General features: G+C 46.3%; 16 protein-coding genes. 13 read left to right on the top strand and 3 right to left on the bottom strand.

Features of this window, described 5'->3' with window-relative positions:
* The first annotated feature begins 33 nt into the window (after window positions 1-33).
* The 4 genes from BLA28_RS08610 to BLA28_RS08625 all read left to right on the top strand — a co-directional run bounded on the left by BLA28_RS08610 (window position 34) and on the right by BLA28_RS08625 (window position 5,157).
* On the top strand, window positions 34-909 hold the full coding sequence (locus tag BLA28_RS08610; RefSeq protein WP_044966083.1) for a carbohydrate ABC transporter permease: 876 nt from the start codon (window positions 34-36) through the stop codon (window positions 907-909).
* A gap of 7 nt (window positions 910-916) precedes the next feature.
* Window positions 917-1,738: a carbohydrate ABC transporter permease gene (locus tag BLA28_RS08615; RefSeq protein WP_044966081.1), complete on the top strand. Its 822-nt coding sequence runs from the start codon at window positions 917-919 to the stop codon at window positions 1,736-1,738.
* An 80-nt stretch (window positions 1,739-1,818) separates the two neighbouring features.
* Window positions 1,819-4,137 carry a glycoside hydrolase family 2 protein gene (locus BLA28_RS08620; protein ID WP_169897212.1) on the top strand — a complete coding sequence of 773 codons (2,319 nt, stop codon included), beginning with the start codon at window positions 1,819-1,821 and terminating at the stop codon, window positions 4,135-4,137.
* Window positions 4,138-4,170: 33 nt separating this feature from the next.
* Window positions 4,171-5,157: an ROK family protein gene (locus tag BLA28_RS08625; protein WP_044966079.1), complete on the top strand. Its 987-nt coding sequence runs from the start codon at window positions 4,171-4,173 to the stop codon at window positions 5,155-5,157.
* Window positions 5,158-5,286: 129 nt separating this feature from the next.
* On the opposite strand, the gene BLA28_RS08630 is transcribed toward BLA28_RS08625, so the two are convergent.
* The gene (locus tag BLA28_RS08630) at window positions 5,287-7,161 is read right to left on the bottom strand and encodes a DUF885 domain-containing protein (RefSeq protein ID WP_071698972.1); all 1,875 of its coding nucleotides are present in this window, start codon (window positions 7,159-7,161) and stop codon (window positions 5,287-5,289) included.
* 375 nt (window positions 7,162-7,536) lie between these two features.
* Between BLA28_RS08630 and BLA28_RS08635 the strand changes: the two genes are divergently transcribed.
* The 9 genes from BLA28_RS08635 (at window position 7,537) to BLA28_RS08675 (ending at window position 17,616) form a co-directional block, all read left to right on the top strand.
* On the top strand, window positions 7,537-8,622 hold the full coding sequence (locus tag BLA28_RS08635; RefSeq protein ID WP_071698973.1) for a GntR family transcriptional regulator: 1,086 nt from the start codon (window positions 7,537-7,539) through the stop codon (window positions 8,620-8,622).
* Between the two features lie 70 nt (window positions 8,623-8,692).
* Window positions 8,693-10,189, top strand: a complete 1,497-nt coding sequence (gene araA, locus BLA28_RS08640; RefSeq protein ID WP_044966074.1) for an L-arabinose isomerase — start codon at window positions 8,693-8,695, stop codon at window positions 10,187-10,189.
* A 16-nt stretch (window positions 10,190-10,205) separates the two neighbouring features.
* On the top strand, window positions 10,206-11,807 hold the full coding sequence (locus BLA28_RS08645; RefSeq protein ID WP_071698974.1) for a xylulokinase: 1,602 nt from the start codon (window positions 10,206-10,208) through the stop codon (window positions 11,805-11,807).
* Between the two features lie 101 nt (window positions 11,808-11,908).
* Window positions 11,909-12,613: an L-ribulose-5-phosphate 4-epimerase gene (locus BLA28_RS08650; protein ID WP_009254807.1), complete on the top strand. Its 705-nt coding sequence runs from the start codon at window positions 11,909-11,911 to the stop codon at window positions 12,611-12,613.
* Between the two features lie 273 nt (window positions 12,614-12,886).
* Window positions 12,887-13,723 (top strand): transketolase, encoded by an 837-nt coding sequence (locus tag BLA28_RS08655; protein ID WP_009254806.1) that lies wholly within the window; start codon window positions 12,887-12,889, stop codon window positions 13,721-13,723.
* Complete coding sequence (locus BLA28_RS08660) at window positions 13,711-14,667, top strand: transketolase family protein (RefSeq protein WP_009254805.1); 957 nt, start codon at window positions 13,711-13,713, stop codon at window positions 14,665-14,667. The genes BLA28_RS08655 and BLA28_RS08660 overlap by 13 nt, the downstream gene beginning before the upstream one ends.
* A 63-nt stretch (window positions 14,668-14,730) precedes the next feature.
* Entirely contained in the window at window positions 14,731-15,399 is a 669-nt protein-coding gene (gene rpe / locus BLA28_RS08665; RefSeq protein WP_071698975.1) for a ribulose-phosphate 3-epimerase, read from the top strand.
* A 338-nt stretch (window positions 15,400-15,737) separates the two neighbouring features.
* Complete coding sequence (locus BLA28_RS08670; RefSeq protein ID WP_330393271.1) at window positions 15,738-16,646, top strand: RpnC/YadD family protein; 909 nt, start codon at window positions 15,738-15,740, stop codon at window positions 16,644-16,646.
* A 10-nt stretch (window positions 16,647-16,656) separates the two neighbouring features.
* Window positions 16,657-17,616, top strand: coding sequence for a D-2-hydroxyacid dehydrogenase (locus BLA28_RS08675; protein WP_071698977.1), 960 nt, complete (start codon window positions 16,657-16,659; stop codon window positions 17,614-17,616).
* A 102-nt stretch (window positions 17,617-17,718) separates the two neighbouring features.
* Here the strand turns inward: BLA28_RS08675 and BLA28_RS08680 are convergent, their stop codons facing one another.
* Window positions 17,719-19,401, bottom strand: coding sequence for an ABC transporter ATP-binding protein (locus BLA28_RS08680; RefSeq protein WP_071698978.1), 1,683 nt, complete (start codon window positions 19,399-19,401; stop codon window positions 17,719-17,721).
* A 243-nt stretch (window positions 19,402-19,644) separates the two neighbouring features.
* Window positions 19,645-20,829, bottom strand: a complete 1,185-nt coding sequence (locus BLA28_RS08685; RefSeq protein WP_071698979.1) for an acetyl-CoA C-acetyltransferase — start codon at window positions 20,827-20,829, stop codon at window positions 19,645-19,647.
* Between the last annotated feature and the right edge of the window lie 195 nt (window positions 20,830-21,024).

The following is a 21,024-nucleotide window of genomic DNA, read 5'->3' on the forward strand; positions in this document are numbered from 1 at the left end:
CCGCCCGGACATAATATATAGGAGGAACACTGAATGAATAAAATGTTGAGTAACAAGAAAACTATTGCAATATTTATTTTACCAGCCATTCTGATTTTTACATTAATTATACCAGTGCCTCTGATTATGTCTGTTGGTCTGTCGTTTTTTGACTGGGATTTACTTTCTAAGGCCAAATTTGTGGGGATCAGAAATTTTGTCAAATTGTTTACAAGAGATGATATTTTCAGAATGTCTATTGGAAATACATTTCAATATCTTGGATTGTCTATCCTTTTTCAAATTCCTCTTGCTTATTTTCTTGCTATATTGCTAACAAGAGGAAAACGTTTTGAAAAGCTTGTAAGAAATACTGTTTTTATGCCTGCAATTATTTCAGGAACGGCAGTCTCCCTTATGTTTTATTTTATATATCATCCGGAGGTAGGATTGTTAAATGCTTTTTTAAAAATGATAGGTCAGGAAGATTTAGTTCATTTTTGGCTTGCGGACAGTAAGACTGCCATGCTTTGTGTATGTATTGCGGTTGCATGGCAATGGATAGGGTATCATATGGTAATATTTGTAACAGGGATTACGTCCATTTCTACTGATATGATTGAAGCAGCAAGAATAGACGGCGCAAATTCATGGCAGCTTACAACAAAAATAATTACGCCTAATATGAAACCTGTATTGAGGGTTAGCATTGTGTTAATAACCACAAGTTCCTTTAAAGCCTTTGATTCCATTTATGTCATGACAGGCGGCGGTCCGGCTCACGCGACTGAGGTAATGGCTTCACATATGTATAATAAAGCTTTTTTACAGTTGAATTATGGATATGGATGTGCGATAGGATTAATACTTTTCTTGTTCTGTCTGGTCTTTTCCGGAGTGATTCAGACAATATTGAAGGACAGGGGGTAATTGCTTTATGAAGAAGAAAGTGATAAATGTCCTGAGGTATTTATTGTTTTTATTTCTTGTTTTGGTAGTGGTATTTCCTATTTTATTTATTTTCATGTCATCATTTAAAACGACAGAAGAGATTTACGGAAATCCATGGGCATTTCCTCAGCGAGTCAGAATGGACTCCTATATTGCGGTATTTACGGAATATGGTATATTGCGTAATTTAATCAACAGCGTTATATATTCATCAATAACATGTATTGTAACGGTTATTGTTTCGGCTATGGCCTCATACGCGATTGCAAGAATGAGATGGAAACTGAGTAAATTATGTATGACATATTTACTTATGGGAATTATGATACCAATCCATTCTCTGCTGGTTCCGCTTTATATTTCGGTCTCCCGGCTGCATATTACCAATGCGTTGGCACTTATTTTAATCTATATTGCGGGAGCCATACCAACAGCAGTTTTTATTATGACAGGATACCTGCAGTCCATTCCCTTGGAGTTGGAAGAGGCAGCGGTTATCGACGGGGCATCAATCGGCCAGCTGTTTTATAAAGTGATTTTACCTTTATTGAAACCATCAATTGCAACAATTGGAATTATTACTTTCCTAAATGCATGGAATGATTTGATGATGGGATTAATCTTTTTGACAAAGGAGAAAAGCAAGACAATTCAGTTATTTATTTCGCAGTTTAAAGGAGACCATTTTACTAATTATCCGATTCTTTTATCAAGTATAATTATTTCAGTAATACCAATGCTTATTGTTTATCTTCTTATGTCAGACAGACTTGTAAGCGGAATGACACAGGGAGCGATAAAAGGGTAGGTAAGAACGGGGAAAAGGTAGAAAAAACTTGAAACCTTTCTGGATTGTAAGCGTACAGAAAAACGCAGATGGGAGCAAAAATGCAGAAAATAGTATTGGACGGGATATGGGAATTAGGGATATGTTCGAATGATACCTTCAGAAAAAATAAAATCAACATAGTTGACCTGGATAGTTTGTGCAACAGTAATATAACTGTTATTGAAGGGCATGTTCCAGGAAATTATGAGATAGATTTAGAAAAGGCAGGAATCATAGAAAATCCTTTTTATGGGAAAAATCTGTTGAAATCGCTGGACAGAGAAATGGATCATCTTTTTTATGGAAAAAAATTCGTGTTAGATAAGGTGATAAACGAAAAGTATATTTTACAATTTGATGGAATTGATACCATTGCTGATATTTATTTGAATGGCAGCCTTTTGGCTCATACTGAGAACATGCTGAGAGGATATGAATTCGAGGTCGGGGAAGAACTGCTGAATAAGGGAGATAATGAGCTTCTGGTACATATTATACCGGTAAGCCTGGAAGCGAGAAAATATGACAATCCATTATTCCAGAATGGTTTGAAATATGAGATGGACAGTCTCAATATCAGAAAATCACCTTATATGTATGGGTGGGATATTTTTCCCAGGATGTTGTCAGGAGGGATTTGGAAGTCGGTCAGAATTTTTAATAAACCGGATTTCAGATTTATACAAAGCTATCTTTTTGTGAGAAATTTGAATACAGACTATAGCAGTGCCCAATTGGAATTTTTTTATGAGGTTGATTTAAACGAAGCGCCTTATCATGGATTTGAAATTGTATTGGAGGGACACTGTAAAGAATCTAGCTTCAGTATGAACTGGGATGTATGGTCAAAAGCAGGACATTTTACATTCGATGTAGAAAATCCTCTTCTTTGGTGGCCAAGGCGTTCCGGGGAACCTGAACTGTATGATGTGAAGGTTCAACTGAAGAAGGATGGGGTATGTTACGCACAAAAGGATTTTCGTTTTGGAATCAGGACTGTGGAATTACAGAAAACAAGTCTGACAGATGAAAACGGAAAAGGAGAATTCTGCCTTTGGGTCAATCATAAAAAGACTTTTATCCTGGGAACCAACTGGGTTCCTCTTGATTCTCTTCCATCAAGGGGAAAAGAGCGCATTGAACCGTCATTAAAGCTTGTTGAGGATTTAGACTGTAATATGATTCGCTGTTGGGGAGGGGGATATTATGAGGATGATTATTTATATGATCGATGTGATGAATTAGGTATTTTAGTATGGCAGGATTTCATGCAGGCATGTGGATTATATCCTGAAAATGAAACATTTCTCAGGAACTTTGAGGAGGAAGTTGTATGGCAGGTAAGAAGACTGCGGCAGCATGCATGTTTAGCGTTATGGTCCGGTGATAACGAAAATGATATGTCGTATGGCTGGCTTACAAACTATAGACTTGATCCTAACCAGAACAGAAATACCAGAAAAATAATTCCTCAGGTCTTGCGTATGAATGATTACATCAGAGAGTATCTGCCCAGTTCCCCTTATATGGATGAAACTGCATACAGGTATTCCACTACAGATACATATCTTCCGGAGCAGCACTTATGGGGCCCCAGAGATTATTATAAAGGAGATTATTACAGAAATGCTTTTGCTCATTTTGCGAGTGAAACAGGGTATCATGGCTGTCCTTCTGTAGAATCAATTAAAAAGTTTATTACACCGGAAGGGCTTTGGCCTTATAAGGATAATGGGGAATGGCTGCTGCATGCTTCATCTCCGACAATGAAAAAAGATGAGACATACGCTTATAGAATTGAACTGATGGCTAATCAGATAAAAGTTTTGTTCGGGGAAGTACCGGATAATTTGGAAGATTTCGCGTGCATGAGCCAAATATCGCAGGCAGAAGCAAAAAAATATTTTATCGAAAGATTTCGTATTGGAAAATGGAGAAGGACGGGAATTATATGGTGGAATGTAATTGACGGATGCCCTCAGTTCTCCGATGCGGTAGTTGATTACTATTACAATAAGAAAATGGCTTATTATTATATCAAACGTTCCCAGGCGAGAACTGCTTTAATATTTGATGAACCAGCCGGACATAATGTGCAGCTATATGGTGTTAATGATTATGGTATTGATAAAGATATCAAATTTAAAGTGACTGATGTAATTACAGACAGGATTATATATGAAGGAGAAACCAGTCTGCCTGCAGATTCCTCTGTTGTCATAGCATCTGTAGATGCGAGTGAGCATCATGCATTTTTCCTTCTGGAATGGACTTGTCACGGAAAGAAATTTAAAAATCACTATGTACTGTGGAATCCTCCATTTAATAAGGACTTATATATGGAATGCATTAGAAAAGCAGGGCTGCAGTCTGTATAAATGATTCAGTTGGTCCGGATAAGGAGTACAATCATGAAGAATTATGCAATCGGCGTGGATATTGGGGGAACGAAGTGTTCGGTAGTTCTTGGAAAAGGGCGTATACCGGACAGCGGACTGGAAGATTTTATTCTTGATAAAATATGTTTTCCCACAGAAGCAGCCAAAGGGCCGGAATATACAATCAGCAATATTATAGATGCAGTGTATAAAGTAATGCAAAAAAACCATGTTGATGCAAAGAACACAGTGGGGATAGGAATCAGCTGCGGCGGGCCATTAGATCATAAAAAGGGGGTAGTAATGAATCCGCCTAATCTATATGGATGGAATGATATTCCAATTGTACAATTGATGGAACAGGAATTTCATATAGAGACATTGATACAGAATGATGCAAATGCCTGTGCCCTTGCGGAATGGAAATTTGGAGCAGGAAAAGGCTATAAAAATCTGGTTTTCCTGACTTTCGGCACTGGAATGGGAGCAGGATTAATTTTGGATGGCCGACTGTATAACGGTACTAATGATATGGCTGGTGAAGTGGGACATATACGTTTGGAGAAAGAGGGTCCCGTAGGGTTTGGAAAATCAGGCTCCTTTGAAGGTTTTTGCAGCGGGGGCGGAATCGCTCAAATCGCAAAAGCAAAAGTCATTGAAAAACTGCAGATTGGAGTGAAGCCGGCGTTATGTCCGGAATTGGGTACTTTGGATAATCTATCTGCAAAAACGGTAGCATTGGCAGCGGATCAAGGGGATGAGCTTGCACAGAGTATTTATAAAACAAGCGGCTTTTATCTGGGAATGGGACTCTCCATCATAATTGACATTTTAAATCCGGAAATAATTATTCTTGGAAGTATTTATGAGCGTAGTGAACATTTGTTATTGCCCAGTGTTAAAAAAGTTATTGAGAAGGAAGCATTAAAGGCATCAAGGGATGTATGTAAGATAGTTCCTGCAAAACTGGGAGAGCAGATTGGTGATTATGCCGCGTTGTCTGTAGCTTTTGGAAAATAAAAATATGGTAAAAGAAGCAGTATTGATGGATGGCTGAAAGGAAGCATAGTAATTTACATTATATTGACAGCGTATATAGTGATATTATTCACTATATACGCTGTCAGTTTTTGCGGATATATACGAGCTTTACCGCATGGCCAGTTTCTTTTCCGTCTGCGTATAAGCAATAGTGGTTCGTGTAATCGGTGTTTCCGTCAGCCGTTTTTCCAGATTGGAAAAGTCTGAAGGCCCTGCCTGAAGAAGAAAGGTATGAAAACGAAGAGGGGTATAATCCTGTCCCCAGAGCTCCTTGGCCTTATCCTGCAGGGACAGAATTTCCAGATATCCCAGGTAATATTTCAGGTAAGTGGTAGGTTCTGTCCGGATATAGTCATAAATAGCGTCCGCAGTATCCTTATCAGAGATGCCGAAGGCAGCCAGGGAACGATAGATATCCTGTCTGGTGGCGCCGTAATAATGGATAGACAGATCCAAAAGACAGTAAAGGTTTACCTGAAGGTTGCGTTCCAGACAGGCGATGTCAACCAGCAGAGGGGTGATGTTGGAGGCTCCGTTGGCGAGAAGGACGTCGGAAGCATAGCCGTAGGAGATATTTTCCACGTAATAAGCCCATCCCTCCACAAAACCTCCATAGAAAAGAGCGCTTCTCACAGGATTTTTGGTCCGGGAATTTTCATACAGCTGGCTGTATACGGTCTGGTATAAATGGCCGGGATAACCCTCATGGGCCAGCGTGGTGTACAGCTCCAGGCCCGGGGAGGTGGAAGCGTTATTTACATAAATTACATTGTCTCCCATATCATCAATGGGCGGTGTGAGGTAAAATGCAGGACTGGTAAATTCCTCCATGGATTCCGCAACAGCCTTTGTCCGGCAGGTCGGCAGAGTTTTGGTAAGTGCATCAAGCGGAGGAAAATCTGTTTGGATCCGCTGCTGTAAATCTGCAAGGACTTCCTGGGCATCCTGAAAAGGAAAGGCAGGAATGTCCTGAAGGGAAATGGAGGTATTTCCTGTCTGTTCCCGATAGGTTTCTACCAGGGCCTGAAGGTTCTGATAGCATAACTGGAACCGGTCCGACAGCAGGACCTGTATTTCTTCAGGAGTCCGGGAGGTACCGGTATTATGCCGCAGAAGGTAGAGGTAATAAGCGCCTCCCGACGGCAGTTCACAGAGTCCGCCCTCGTGTGTGCCGCTTCCGGAGAGAAGAAAAACAGCGTCAGCCAGAGCAATATAAGCCGGGGCTACCAGGGTGGTGAGAATCCGGTTGTTTTCGGCTATGTAGAGCTCCATTTCTTCTCCGGTCAGCAATCCTTCCTGGACAAGGGCTTCTGCACGCTCCTGAAAAGTGGTCTGCAGAAAATGCTCTCCTGCGGAGAGCAGATCGGGATCCATAATGGTGTCGCACTGCTTTACAATGTTACTGGCATCTGATTCTGTCATGAATAATCCGGCATTGGCTTTTTCCTTTTCATATTGGGCAAGGCTTTCCAGATAGGCAGGTACGCTTTCCAGAATCTCCAGGTAATCCTCCAGATCCTCTTTGGTGCGGAAGGAATATTCGGCCAGCAGGACGGGAAGCTGCGACTGCATTCCGGAGGACGGGGTAAGGGGTTCTTCATAGTATTCACAGCGGGCGCCTGCCAGTTCATTTTCCAGATAAGGAACGAGCAGGGACCAGGTATAACGATCCTGCTGGTTCAGTCTTTCCGGATTGATTTCCTGCAGGATAAGAAGCTGGTTCTCCAGTGCGGCTGCCGCTTCCTGGCGTGACTGTCTGGAGTACAGGGGAAGCGTTGCAGGAGATGGTTTCTGAAGGTAATCAGAAGGTTCCGCCAGAGTATAATGAAGACTCAGGCTATCCTGCCGAAAAGCTTCGGCAAAAAATTCTTCAGTCATGTGATGGAAGCGGAGGGTATCGTTATAGAAGTATAAAAAAAGAAACAGCCCCGAAAAAAGGAGAAGGGCCGCGGCGGCAATGATGAGTGGCATGCGTTTTTTCAAAGAACTAATTCCTTGGGGGGTTTTTAACAGTTTATGTATTCCTTGAGACATTCATGACAGAGAAAGCTATGGTTATTATTTTTGATAAGTTGTACACATACAACTTTGGTTAAATGTATTTATAATTTCATTAAAATATTGACATGCGGTTTTGTTTGGACTATAGTGAAAGTAATGGGCAGCCGCTGCAAAAGAGAAAGAAAGAAGGCTGTGAATATGCACAAAATCAGAGGAATACCCTTGTTTAATACTGACAAAACGCATGAGTTTCCTTTTTTGTATTCCCTGCATGCGAACCATGTGAACAGCCGGGGAAATAAAAAGAATACAACTTGAGAAAGAACAAATACAACTGGAAAGGAGGGGAGACTGCGGATGGAGAGAAAACCCAAGTACAAAGAAGTGGTGGATTGGGTAAAGGAAAGGCTGGAAAAGAAAGAACTGAGTCCCGGTGATAAGCTGAATTCTGAGAACGAGCTGTGTGAGCTGTTCGGCTTAAGCAGACAGACCGTGCGGCATGCCATCGGCGTTCTGGAAGAGGAAGGGATTGTTGCCAGACGGCAGGGAAGCGGAACCTATATCAGTGACAACCGGATGGCCAACCTTGAGAATAAGACGAGAGTGGCGGTGGTAACCACATATGTGGACAGCTATATTTTCCCCAGGACTATTCAGGGGATAGAAAATACCCTGTTTGAACGGGGTTACTCGGTTCAAATCGCTTTTACCAACAATCAGCTGGAACGGGAGCGTACCATACTGGAAGACATCACAGCCAGGGACGATGTGGCGGGAATTATTATGGAAGCCACGAAAAGCGGTCTGCCCAATCCGAACCTGCCGCTGCTGCAGAAGCTGATGGAACGGAAAATCCCGATTTTATTCATAAACAGCTTTTATCCCGGACTGCCTCTGCCTCATGTGACCTTAAGCGACAGGTTGGCAGCAGAAATGGCGGTGGAATATCTGATCCATGCAGGGCACCGTAAAGTCGGAGCGCTTTTGAAATTCGATGACGGACAGGGGCATCTGCGTTATGCAGGGTATCTGGATACCTGCAGGAAGGCGGGGATTCCGGCGGGAGATTCCGGGATTGTTTGGCTGGATACGGAGGGAGAGCAGCACCTCCATGATTATCGGGAAAGGATACTGAGGAATTTTAAAGAATGCACCGCTGTTTTCTGCTATAACGATAAAATTGCCTTTCAGCTGGAGGTCCTTCTGAAAGAAGAGGGAATCCGGGTGCCGGAGGATATTTCCCTGATCAGCATTGACGATTCGGAGCTGGCTGAGCTGGCGGAAACCAGGCTGACAAGCGTGCATCATCCCACGGATAAGCTGGGGGCCAGGGCGGCGGAAAATCTGCTGGCCATCATGAAAAACAGAAATTTTGACGGGAATTATGAATTTGTGACGGAAATTGTGGAAAGAGATTCCGTCAGGAGCCTGAATCGGGTATAACAAGGCGAGAGCTAATTTCAGGGTAAACAGGAACAATTACAAATAAATTTTATTCAGGAGGAAATGTGAAATGAAAACAGGAAGAGACTACAAATTCTGGTTCTGTACAGGTTCCCAGGATTTGTATGGAGAGGAATGTCTGAGAAAAGTGGCAGAGCATTCCGCCAAAATCGTGGAAGGGCTGAATGCGTCCGGCAGGCTTCCCTTTGAAGTGGTTCTTAAGCCCACTTTGATCGATCCCGCCACTATCAGAAGAACCCTCAATGAGGCGAATGAGGACGGCGAATGCGCAGGTGTCATTACCTGGATGCATACCTTTTCTCCCGCAAAGATGTGGATTCTGGGACTGAAGGAATACCGCAAGCCGCTGTGCCATCTGCACACCCAGTTCAATGAGGAAATTCCTTACGATACCATCGATATGGATTTCATGAATGAAAACCAGTCCGCACACGGAGACAGGGAATTCGGACATATGGTAAGCCGTATGGGGATTGAACGCAAGATTATTGTGGGACATTGGGCGAATGCAGAAGTACAGGAAAAAATCGGCAGCTGGATGAGAACGGCTATCGGTATTATGGAATCCTCCCACATCAGGGTCTGCCGTATCGGAGACAACATGAATAATGTTGCCGTAACCGAAGGCGATAAGGTGGAAGCCGAAGTAAAATTCGGATGGGAAATCGACCACTACTGTGTAAACGACGCGGTGGAATACGTAAATGCTGTTTCCGGGGGAGACGTTAATGCCCTTGTGGAGGAGTATTACAGCAAGTATCAGATTCTGCTGGAAGGCAGGGAGCCGGAAGAATTCCGCGCTCATGTGGCGGCTCAGGCCAAAATAGAGATCGGCCTTGAGAAATTCCTGGAAGACGGGGATTATCATGCGATTGTTACCCATTTCGGCATGCTGGGCGGACTGCAGCAGCTTCCCGGACTGGCTATCCAGAGACTGATGGAAAAAGGCTATGGTTTCGGCGGAGAAGGCGACTGGAAAACAGCGGCCATGGTACGCCTGATGAAAATTATGGCGGCAGGAGTTCCGGGGGCAAAGGGAACTTCTTTTATGGAAGACTATACATACAATCTGGTTCCGGGAAAAGAAGGAATCCTGCAGGCGCATATGCTTGAAGTTTGTCCTTCGATTGCGGAAGGCCCCATATCCATTAAAGTACAGCCGCTTTCCATGGGCAACAGGGAAGATCCTGCCCGTCTGGTATTCACTTCCAAAACGGGTCCCGCGGTAGCCACCTCCCTTGTGGATCTGGGCAATCGTTTCCGCCTCATTATCAATGCGGTTGACTGTAAGAAGTGTGAAAAAGAAATGCCTAAGCTTCCTGTAGCCACAGCATTCTGGACACCCCAGCCTGACCTTGCGACCGGGGCACAGGCCTGGATTCTTGCCGGAGGCGCTCACCACACCGCATTTTCTTATGATTTAACGGTTGATCAGATGGTTGACTGGGCGGCGGCCATGGGAATTGAAAGCGTTGTTATTGATAAAGACACTACCATCCGCAATTTCAAGAATGAGCTGAGATGGAACAGTATTTATTACAGATAAGGAGGAGGATTTTAAAATGGGTATGACAGAAATAAGAGATGCGATTGTAAACGGGAAGACAGCTTTAGGTATTGAATTCGGATCCACCAGAATCAAGGCTGTGCTGGTAGGAGAGGATAATACTCCTATCGCCGCGGGAAACCATGAATGGGAAAACCGTTATGAAAATAATATCTGGACCTACAGCCTGGAGGATATCTGGAACGGCCTGCAGGACAGCTATCAGGAAATGGCAAAGGATGTGCAGGCCAAATACGGCGTGACTCTGACAAAGGTGGGAGCGCTTGGTATCAGCGCCATGATGCATGGCTATATGGCTTTCAATAAAGAGGGAGAGCTGATGGTGCCTTTCCGTACCTGGAGGAATACCATTACCGAAGAAGCATCTGTAAAGCTTACGAAACTTTTTGATTTTAATATTCCCCAGAGATGGAGCGTGGCCCATCTGTATCAGGCGATCCTGAATAAAGAAGAGCATGTGAAGGATATCGATTTCCTGACAACCCTGGAGGGTTATGTACACTGGAAGCTGACGGGCAGGAAGGTGCTGGGAATCGGTGAGGCAGCAGGAATGATGCCGGTGGACGCGGCAACCAGACAGTACAGCAGCAGGATGGTAAAGGCTTTTGATGAGCTTGTGGCTCCGGAAGGCTTTTCCTGGAAGCTTCTGGATATTCTGCCGGAAATCCTTGGTGCAGGTGAGAATGCAGGCTGCCTGACGGAAGAAGGCGCGCGTCTTCTGGATACAACAGGCCAGCTTCAGGCTGGAATCCCTGTTTGTCCTCCGGAAGGAGATGCAGGAACCGGAATGGTAGCGACCAACAGCGTGGCAAAGCGTACCGGCAATGTATCTGCGGGCACCAGTGTGTTTGCCATGGTAGTACTGGAAAAAGAACTGGCAAAGGTACATCCTGAAATTGACATGGTAATGACCCCTGACGGAAGCGCCGTTGCCATGGTTCACTGCAATAACTGTACCTCAGATCTGAATGCCTGGATTGATTTGTTTGAGGAATTTACACAGGCGTTCGGTATGAAGGTGGATAAAAATGATCTGTTCGGCACCCTTTACCGGAAAGCTCTGGAAGGGGATCCGGACTGCGGAGGCCTGCTGGCATACAATTATTTCTCCGGAGAGCATATTACAGGCTTTGAAGAGGGCCGTCCGCTGTTCGTAAGAAATCCGGAAAGCAATTTTAATCTGGCGAACTTCATGCGTGTTCACCTGTTTACCGCGCTGGGCGCACTGAAAACAGGCCTGGATATCCTTCTGAAGGAAGAGAATGTACAGATTGACAAGCTGCTGGGACACGGAGGCCTGTTCAAGACAAAGGAAGTGGGACAGAAGCTTTTGGCGGCAGCCGTTAATGCTCCGGTATCCGTAATGGAAACCGCAGGAGAAGGCGGAGCCTGGGGAATTGCCCTCCTGGCGTCTTATATGATGACCAAAAAGGACGGTGAATCTCTGGCACAGTTCCTGGATAACAGAGTGTTTGCAGGAAATGCCGGCGTGAAGATCGAGCCCGATCCAAGAGATGTGGAAGGCTTCAATAAGTTTGTGGAACGTTATACGAAAGGGCTTCCTATTGAGAAGGCGGCTGTGGAAAATCTGATTTAGCTGTAAATCATGCGGCGCCTTTCTGACGGAGGGCGCCCGTATCAGGAAACAGAAGACTTTTGGAGAAAAATGTCCGCCAAAGCGGACGGGAGGATGGAAACATGTTAGAAGAACTGAAAAAAAGAGTATACGAAGCCAATATGCTTCTTCCCCGGCACGGCCTGGTTACCTTTACATGGGGAAATGTAAGTGAAATCGACAGAGAAAGCGGACTGTTTGCCATTAAGCCCAGCGGCGTGGATTATGACAAGCTGACCCCTGAAGATATGGTCATTGTGGATCTGAATGGTAATAAAGTGGAAGGAAAGTATAACCCCTCCTCCGATACGGCAACACATGTGGAGCTGTACAAAGCATTTCCTGAAATCGGCGGAATCGTCCATACACATTCCTCCTATGCCACCAGCTGGGCCCAGGCAGGTAGAAGCATTCCCTGCTACGGAACCACCCATGCGGATTACATTTACGGAGAGGTTCCCTGCCTGCGCTGCCTGACCAAAGAAGAAATCGAAGACGCCTATGAGGAAAATACAGGACATCTTATCGTAAATGAATTCAAGGCCATGGGAAAAGACCCCAAAGCAGTACCCGCCGTACTCTGCAAAAACCACGGACCCTTCTCCTGGGGCAAAGATGCCCACGAAGCAGTGCACAATGCCGTAGTTCTGGAAGAAGTGGCTAAAATGGCCTACCGTGCCGAAGCAATTAACGCAAGAATCCAGCCCGCTCCTCAGGAACTCCAGGACAAACACTACTTCAGAAAACACGGAGCCAACGCTTACTATGGACAAAACGGGGGTAAATAGAGTATTATATTCGTGACCAGGCAGAACCGGACAGGCTCAGAAGGCCTGGGAAGGACAAACATGGATACGCCCCACATCCATGCTTGCCCTTCCCAGACCTTCTGAACCTGCCCGGCGAGCGAAGCGACCGAAAGACCGAAGGTCTTGAGGTTCTGCCGTCCGGTACCACCACCCCGATACCCCGGCCCCCTCACCCCTTCCGCTTTATGCGTCCTTTTAACTTTGGTCACCACCACCCCACCCCAAATCATATTATATGGAGGAAAATCATTCATGGATAATCTTGAACTCGCAAAAATGGCGAACGAGATCCGCAAAGGCATTGTAACAGCCGTTCACAGTGCCAAAGCCGGTCATCCCGGCGGATCCCTTTCCGCAGCAGATATCTTTACCTATCTCTACTTTGAAGAAATGAACATTGACCCGGAGAACCCCGACAAACCGGAAAGAGATCGTTTTGTCCTGTCCAAGGGCCACACAGCCCCCGGACTTTACTCCACCCTTGCACACAGAGGCTTTTTCCCCGTAGAAGATCTCACCACCCTGCGTAAACTGGGTTCCTATCTTCAGGGACATCCCTGCATGCAGCACATCCCCGGCGTTGATATGTCAACCGGATCCTTAGGCCAGGGAATTTCCGCAGCAGCAGGCATGGCTCTCGGCGGAAAACTGGATAACAGAGATTACCGCGTATATACCCTTCTGGGCGACGGTGAAATCGAAGAAGGACAGGTATGGGAAGCAGCCATGTTCGCAGGTTTCCATAAGCTGGACAACCTGGTAGTAGTTGTTGACAACAACGGCCTCCAAATCGACGGCCCTATCGACCAGGTATGCTCTCCTTACCCTATCGACAAGAAATTCGAAGCATTCAATTTCCATGTAATCAATATAGATGCCCATGATTTCGATGCCATCCGCGCGGCATTCAAAGAAGCGAAAGAAACCAAAGGCATGCCCACTGCAATCATTGCACACAGCCTGAAAGGAAAAGGAGTTTCCTTCATGGAAGGCAATGTGGCATGGCACGGAACCGCTCCTAATGATGAGCAGTATGCAGTGGCAATGGCAGATTTGGAGAAAGTAGGTGAAGCATTATGTCAGAAGTAAATAACAAACCTGTTCAGAAAATCGCAACCAGAGAAGCTTACGGAAAAGCCCTTGCTGAATTCGGCGCACAGTATCCCAACCTGGTAGTCCTGGATGCCGACCTGGCAAATGCCACCAAAACCAATACCTTCCAGAAAGCATTCCCCGAACGCCATATCGACTGCGGTATTGCAGAATGTGACATGATGGGCATTGCGGCAGGGCTTTCCACCGTAGGGAAAATCCCCTTTGCCAGCTCCTTCGCTATGTTCGCGGCAGGACGTGCTTATGAGCAGGTACGTAATTCCATCGGCTATCCCCACCTGAATGTAAAAATCGGCGCTACCCATGCCGGAATTACCGTAGGCGAGGACGGAGCATCCCATCAGTGCCTGGAAGACATAGCCCTTATGCGTGTCATCCCCGGAATGGTAGTGATCAATCCCTGTGATGCCGTGGAAGCGAGAGCCGCAGTTCAGGCAGCCCTTGAATATGTAGGTCCCGTTTACCTTCGTTTCGGCCGTGCCGCCGTACCGGTAATCAATGACAATGATAATTATAAATTTGAAATCGGAAAAGGCGTTCTTCTCCGCGAAGGAACCGATGTTACCATCGTAGCCACCGGCATTTGCGTGCCCGAAGCTCTGGAAGCAGCTGAAAAGCTTGCTGCCGACGGCATCAGCGCAGAGGTAATCAATATCCATACCATCAAGCCTCTGGATGAAGAACTCATCATTAAATCTGCAAAGAAGACCGGAAAAGTGGTAACGGCGGAAGAACATTCCATCATCGGCGGCCTTGGCGGCGCTGTGTGTGAAGTGCTTTCCGAAAAAGCGCCCACACCGGTATGCCGTATCGGAATGAACGACATCTTTGGTGAATCCGGATCCGCAGGAGCCCTGGTTGCCAAATATGGCCTGGATGCAGAAGGAATTTATGGAAAAGTAAAAGCGTTTGTAAAATAAACCTGAAAAAGGCATGCCGGCCCTTATGGGGGCGGCCATACAGCGCAAAAGGAAAGAAAAAATATGAATATTTTATCACCATCCATTCTGGCGGCGGACTGCGCCAGGCTGGGAGAAGAAATCAGCCTGGTTGAAGCCGCGGGAGCCGAATATCTGCATATTGATGTCATGGACGGCATGTTTGTGCCTTCCCTTTCTTTTGGCATGTGTGTGGTTTCCTCTTTGAGAAAAGTGACGGATATGGTATTTGACGTACACCTTATGGTCGAAGAGCCCATACGTTATGCGGCGGATTTTGCCAAAAGCGGCGCGGATATCATCACCGTCCATCTGGAGGCCTGCAGCGATGTGGAAGAAACGCTGGACTGGATACACAGCCTGGGACGCAAGGCAGGGATTTCCATTAAGCCCTCCACCCCCATTTTGGCTGTGGAAAAATATCTGGACAAAATCGACCTGCTTCTCGTCATGACGGTGGAACCCGGTTTCGGCGGACAGAAGTATATCCCTGCTTCCACGGCTAGAATCCGGGAGGCCAGGCAGCTTATTGATGCCCGCAAGGCTCATGTGGATATCGAAGTAGACGGCGGTATCACCAGGGACAATGTGCAGGTCGTTCTGGATGCCGGTGCCAATATCATTGTGGCCGGATCCGCAATTTTCAACGGAAATATAGCAGAAAACGTGAAAAATATGATGGAAATCCTGGCTCCCGGCCCGGATGGAAAATAAATCGAAAAGAATGGCTGCGGCCATTCTTTTTGTTTCCGGGTGCTTCAGAAAAATGGAGTACTGATTCATAAGATTCACAAAAAGGTTGGAGGAAATTACAGCTTATGGTATAATAATACTTGGTTCTGACAGCATTGATATGTGTAAAATCTGTCTGGAGTGCAACAAACATTTCTGAAATAAAACAATTCATTCTGTCCATATCGGACAAGATTTTCCTTAGTATGATAAGAAAGCAAAAATAAAAATTGTAAGAGTATGTTGTCCGGGGCCGTATGAGTGGTTATAATTAAATAGGAGACAGATTTTTACGCATGGCTTACGGAACAGGAGGCTGTGTGAAGGAAGACATAAGAAAAGATGAGGGAAAACCATCGGAAAACCAGGGACTCCATCATGAGGATCTGGCCTTAAAGACCGCTGCCCACTATTTTGGTGAAGAATTACTTCCTGCACTGGGTATCTCGGGAATAGTGGAATACATAGCGCCGACCGAGACAGTGAAGCTTGAGGCAAGGCAGATGTATCAGGACTTTAACTATGTTATGGAGGACAGGAGCTGGTCACATCTGGAATTTGAAAGTGATTCTGTTACAGATGAAGATTTAAGGAGGTTTCGGGAATATGAAGCCGCAGTGAGCCGGAAATTCGGCGTGGAGGTGGTTACTTACGTCATTTGTTCTTCAAAAGTGAAGTGCCTGAAGGCGCAATTGAAGGTAGGTATTAATACTTACAGGGTAAAGATTGTCCGGCTGAAAGGACGGAATGCTGATTTGCTGTTCAGACGTCTGGAGGAAAAGGGAAGACGTGGAGAAAGGCTGGAACGGGCCGATTTCGTATCTGTACTCTTAACCCCGTTAATGTCCGGCGAATCCCCAATCGGGGAACGCATTATTAAAGGCATGAAAATTCTTCAGGACGCGGCGGGATCCCTGTCGGCGGAAGAACAGGAAAAAATGCTGGCAGTGTTATATACTTTTGCGGATAAGTTTGTAAGTGAGAAAGAACTGAATTGGGTGAAGGAGATGATAGCTATGACAAAATTGGGGAAGCTTTTGGTGGATGATGGAATTGAGAAGGGTATTGAAAGAGGACTTGAACAGGGATTGGAACAGGGAATGAAAGCTTTAACAGAAACCTGTAAGGAATTCGGTGCCGATTTCCGGCAAACAGTGGAAAAGGTGAAAATCAGGTTTGGCATCAGTGAAGAAGAAGCACAGGAAGCCGTCAGAAAATATTGGCAGTAAGGAAGGGTATATGAAAATTTTGGTAACGCCTCCTTTTACGGAGGAACAAAAAAGGAAGATACGTTCTGCCGCAGTCAATGCGGGAGATCTCAGGTTCTGTCTGAAAAAAGACATTACGCCTGACATTTTGAAAGAAGCGGAGGTGATTCTGGGCAATCTGGAATCACCGGAACAGCTGCAGGCCGCAGAAAATCTGAAGTGGATCCAGCTGAACAATGCGGGAACCGAAGGCTACTGCACACCGGGAATACTGCCCGGGGACGCGCTGCTCACCAATGCTACCGGCGCCTATGGCCTGGCTATATCTGAGCATATGATGGCCTGTCTGTTCATGCTCCGCAAAAAACTGGACTTATATTATGTCAACCAGCTGGCATGCCGGTGGAAAAGCGAAGGCCATGTTGGAGTCATACAGGGTTCAACGGTCCTTGTAATCGGCCTGGGAGATATAGGAACCTCTTTCGCCGCCAAAATGAAAGTTCTGGGCTGCCGCACCATAGGAGTAAAGCGCCGCGTGGGAGACAAGCCGGAGGCTGTGGATGAACTCTATGGAATGGAAGAACTGGATAACCTTCTTCCCCGGGCGGATGTGGTCGCCATGAGCCTTCCCGGCAACCCGTCCACTTATCATGTCCTGAACAGGGAGCGCATCGCATTGCTTTCTTCCAATGCCATTGTTCTGAACGCCGGAAGAGGCACCGCTATTGATACGGATGCTCTCAGCGATGCCCTGTATGAGGGTAAAATCGCAGGTGCAGCCCTGGATGTTACTGATCCGGAACCCCTTCCTGCAGAGCATCCTATCTGGAAAGCGCCCGGAGCGATTATAACACCCCATATTTCAGGAGGTTATGCGCTGCCGGAAACCCTTCAGCAGATTGCGGAGATCTTCGCAGATAACCTGAGACGGTATCAGGCAGGCGAACCGCTTAAAAATGTGATTGATTTGGAGACCGGTTACTGTAAGTAACTGCAGAAAATGAAAGAAAAGCCAATTTCACAAATAGTATCGCCGCCGGGTCATAAGGCCTGGCGGCGATTTGTGCATTCAGTGAATATTTACGGTCAGAATCTACATACCAGCCCGGTAAAGCTCCTGAAAATACGGATTATATGTCATAAGATCTGAAAAGCTTCCATCGCCTTCCAGCCTCCCATTTTTCAGGAGTATAATCCTGTCAAAGGAACGGATAGAATTTAAACGGTGGGCAATGGCAATGATATTTCTGCCGTTCGTCAGTGACAGCACTTCATTCATAACCAGCTCCTCTGTTACATTATCCATCGCAGAGGTTGCCTCATCCAGAATAATGAGCCGGGAGGAAGAAAACCATAGTCTTGCAAGAGCCAGCCGCTGCCTTTCGCCGCCTGACAGCTTAATGCCTTTCTCCCCTAACTGCGTGTCCAGTCCGTCCGGCAGGTTGTCAAACCAACCCTTCAGCTGTACTTTGTTTAAAACGCGGATTGCGTCCTCGTCCGGAAGCAATGCATCAAATAAAAGGTTTTCCCGTAGGGTGCCGTCAAATACGGGGCTTTCCTGGGGAATATATGTAATATGCCTGTAATAGCTGTCCAGGTTAAGCCGGTTCAGATCATTCCCGTCTATGGAGATAGAGCCTTCTTCCGTTTTCAGAAGCCCGGCAATCAGCTTAATCAGAGTGGACTTTCCCGAACCGCTGTTTCCGGCCAGGGCCACCTTTTCTCCGGGAGATATGGACAGCGACACCTCTTTAAGGACAGGCATGCCATGGTAGGAAAAAACAGCCTTCCGGATGCTTATGTCCCCATGGAATTCCGGCAGCTTCTTCCCTTCAAACAGCCGGGATTCTTCCGGTAAATCAAGAAAATCTGCATAACGGCCAAATGCAGACAAATCCAGACGGAACTGAACAAATAATACATTAAAAATAGCAATGGGCGTGTAGGCATTATCCACCAGAGTGAGCAGGGCGACAATCGAACCGATGGAAATGGAACGGGTATACCAGGCATATATAATCAGCGCCGCTTTGATCAAGGTAATAAGGATTGCAAAAGCTGCAAAAAAAGCTTCGTGGATAAAGGAAATCCCTATTTTGGAGCGTACAATCTGATCTCTGGCCTTTTCTGCCTTCTTTATTTCCGCGCTAAACTTCCGGTTCAGGCGGAAAACGACCATTTCCATGAAGCCCCGCGTGAGAAAGTGGTTAAGCAGTTCTTCGTTATCCAGAACTCTTTCTTTCATCCGGTACAGAAGCTTCAGCAATAAATTGGTAATAAGAAAAACCAGTAAATAACCGCAGGCTACTGTACAGGCGATCACATGGTTCAGGCGGTAAATAAAAAACAGGCTGAACAAAGCGGAAGGAAGCAGTTCCCGTGCAATTCGAAACCAGAACTGGCACAGTATATTTTTTCCCGCCATGGCTCCGTTCTCCACTCTTTGTATCAGCTTTCCCGTTCCCATGGATTGATAAGCCAGATAATCAATCCGGCTTGTTTTATACAGGGCGAGAAGCTTTAAATCCAGATATATGCCATTATTGAGCTTCTGCATCGGATATTCATCCAGGTAATTTCCCAGACACAGCAACAGAAGAAGGCCGCCATAGACCAGAATAACCGGTAAAGAAAGCGTGCCGTCAGTAAATTTATCAATCAGCTTCTGAAAGAAACTGATATTGTAATTGGACAAAAAGGATAAGCCGATTCCAAGACTTATGTAAATACAAATCCAGATCTTATTCTTTCCGGCAATTTCTTTTAAATAATTCATATCTGTACTCCTTATGTGCATGGTTGAAAAGCAGCAGAAAAGTCAGTACAGCTATGTCTGTCAGCGGAAAACATAACCTCAGTACAATCTGCCGGCAGATTACATAAACTGTACTGAGTTTTTACTTCGTTCGTGTCTCATAAGAGCACACCTCCTTACCATGACAGCATCTGTCCCTATGGATAAAATTCCCCGCAGACCCTGAGGCCGCGGGGAATAATGATAGAATGCATTCTCCGTGTATTAATCCCGTTTTACAACTGCCGCGCAGCCCATGCCGCCGCCCACGCACAGGGTGGCAAGGCCGGTTTTCACATCGCGTTTCTGCATTTCATAAAGCAGGGTTACAAGGATACGGCAGCCGGAGCAGCCCACAGGATGTCCCAGGGCGATAGCGCCGCCGTTTACATTCAGCTTGTCAAGGTCAAAGCCCAGGTCATGTCCAACAGCTACAGACTGGGCGGCAAAGGCTTCATTCGCCTCAATCAGATCAAAATCGCCGATCTGCATGCCTGTCTTATTCAGAACCTTCTTGGTGGCGGCCACAGGCCCGATTCCCATGATGGAAGGATCCACGCCCGCCAGTTCTCCGGCAATCCAGGTTGCCATGGGAGTGATGCCAAGCTCCTTCGCTTTGTCTTCACTCATGACTATGATGGCTGCAGCGCCGTCATTAATTCCGGAAGCATTGCCTGCGGTTACCATTCCGCCGTCTTTTTTAAAGGCAGGTTTCAATTTGGCGAGGCCTTCGCTGGTGACGCCTTTTCTGGGGCCTTCATCCGTATCCACGATGACGGATCCCTTTTTGGTTTTTACCTCCACAGGAACGATTTCCTCTTTGAAACGTCCTTCATTCATGGCGGCTTCACATTTCTGCTGGCTGTTTGCGGCAAATTCGTCCAGCTGTTCTCTGGTCAGGCCCCACTGCTCACAGATGTTTTCTGCGGTCATGCCCATGTGGTAGCCGTGGAAGGCATCGGTGAGGGCATCCTTCAGTAAAGAATCCTCAAGAGGCGCGTTGCCCATACGATAGCCGAAACGGCCCTGCTGAATCAAATACGGTGCACGGGACATATTTTCCGTACCGCCTGCAATGATAATGTCTGCATCGCCGCTGGCAATCAGCTTGGCGGCCAGATTAACGCAGTGAAGGCCGGAACCGCATAACACATTGATGGTGGTGGCGGGAACCTCTACAGGGATGCCCGCATTTACGGCGGCCTGCCTTGCCACATTCTGCCCCTGTCCGGCCTGGATAACACAGCCCATATATACTTCGTCAACCATATCCGGAGTGATTCCGGCTCTGTTCATAGCCTCTTTTATTACAATTGTCCCAAGATCTGCCGCGGGTACGGTGGAAAGCGCTCCGCCCATTACGCCGATTGCGGTTCTGCAGCCGCCGGCCAGTACTACCTTTCTGCTCATAAATCCTCCATTCTGCCGTTGTCCGGCATTTTGTGTTTGTATGCATGTATTTTAGCACTTATCCGGGTAAAATACAATGAAGGGTTGAACTGTGCATCGTGTCTTCCGCCGGGCGGCTTGCCTCTCTGGTTTCCCCCTGCGGCGCTCCTTCCCGGGGAATCTGTATACCCTGCGCAGGCACGTTCTCACTCTGCT

This window comes from Eisenbergiella tayi (genome assembly GCF_001881565.1).
Classification (GTDB): Bacteria; Bacillota; Clostridia; order Lachnospirales; family Lachnospiraceae; genus Eisenbergiella; species Eisenbergiella tayi.

Excerpts from the sequence above, each read along its gene's own strand:
- BLA28_RS08610 (WP_044966083.1), top strand. The coding sequence starts at position 34 with ATGAATAAAATGTTGAGTAACAAGAAAACTATTGCAATATTTATTTTA.
- BLA28_RS08615 (WP_044966081.1), top strand. The coding sequence starts at position 917 with ATGAAGAAGAAAGTGATAAATGTCCTGAGGTATTTATTGTTTTTATTT.
- BLA28_RS08620 (WP_169897212.1), top strand. The coding sequence starts at position 1,819 with ATGCAGAAAATAGTATTGGACGGGATATGGGAATTAGGGATATGTTCG.
- BLA28_RS08625 (WP_044966079.1), top strand. The coding sequence starts at position 4,171 with ATGAAGAATTATGCAATCGGCGTGGATATTGGGGGAACGAAGTGTTCG.
- BLA28_RS08635 (WP_071698973.1), top strand. The coding sequence starts at position 7,537 with ATGGAGAGAAAACCCAAGTACAAAGAAGTGGTGGATTGGGTAAAGGAA.
- araA (WP_044966074.1), top strand. The coding sequence starts at position 8,693 with ATGAAAACAGGAAGAGACTACAAATTCTGGTTCTGTACAGGTTCCCAG.
- BLA28_RS08645 (WP_071698974.1), top strand. The coding sequence starts at position 10,206 with ATGGGTATGACAGAAATAAGAGATGCGATTGTAAACGGGAAGACAGCT.
- BLA28_RS08650 (WP_009254807.1), top strand. The coding sequence starts at position 11,909 with ATGTTAGAAGAACTGAAAAAAAGAGTATACGAAGCCAATATGCTTCTT.
- BLA28_RS08655 (WP_009254806.1), top strand. The coding sequence starts at position 12,887 with ATGGATAATCTTGAACTCGCAAAAATGGCGAACGAGATCCGCAAAGGC.
- BLA28_RS08660 (WP_009254805.1), top strand. The coding sequence starts at position 13,711 with ATGTCAGAAGTAAATAACAAACCTGTTCAGAAAATCGCAACCAGAGAA.
- rpe (WP_071698975.1), top strand. The coding sequence starts at position 14,731 with ATGAATATTTTATCACCATCCATTCTGGCGGCGGACTGCGCCAGGCTG.
- BLA28_RS08675 (WP_071698977.1), top strand. The coding sequence starts at position 16,657 with ATGAAAATTTTGGTAACGCCTCCTTTTACGGAGGAACAAAAAAGGAAG.
- BLA28_RS08680 (WP_071698978.1), bottom strand. The coding sequence starts at position 19,401 with ATGAATTATTTAAAAGAAATTGCCGGAAAGAATAAGATCTGGATTTGT.
- BLA28_RS08685 (WP_071698979.1), bottom strand. The coding sequence starts at position 20,829 with ATGAGCAGAAAGGTAGTACTGGCCGGCGGCTGCAGAACCGCAATCGGC.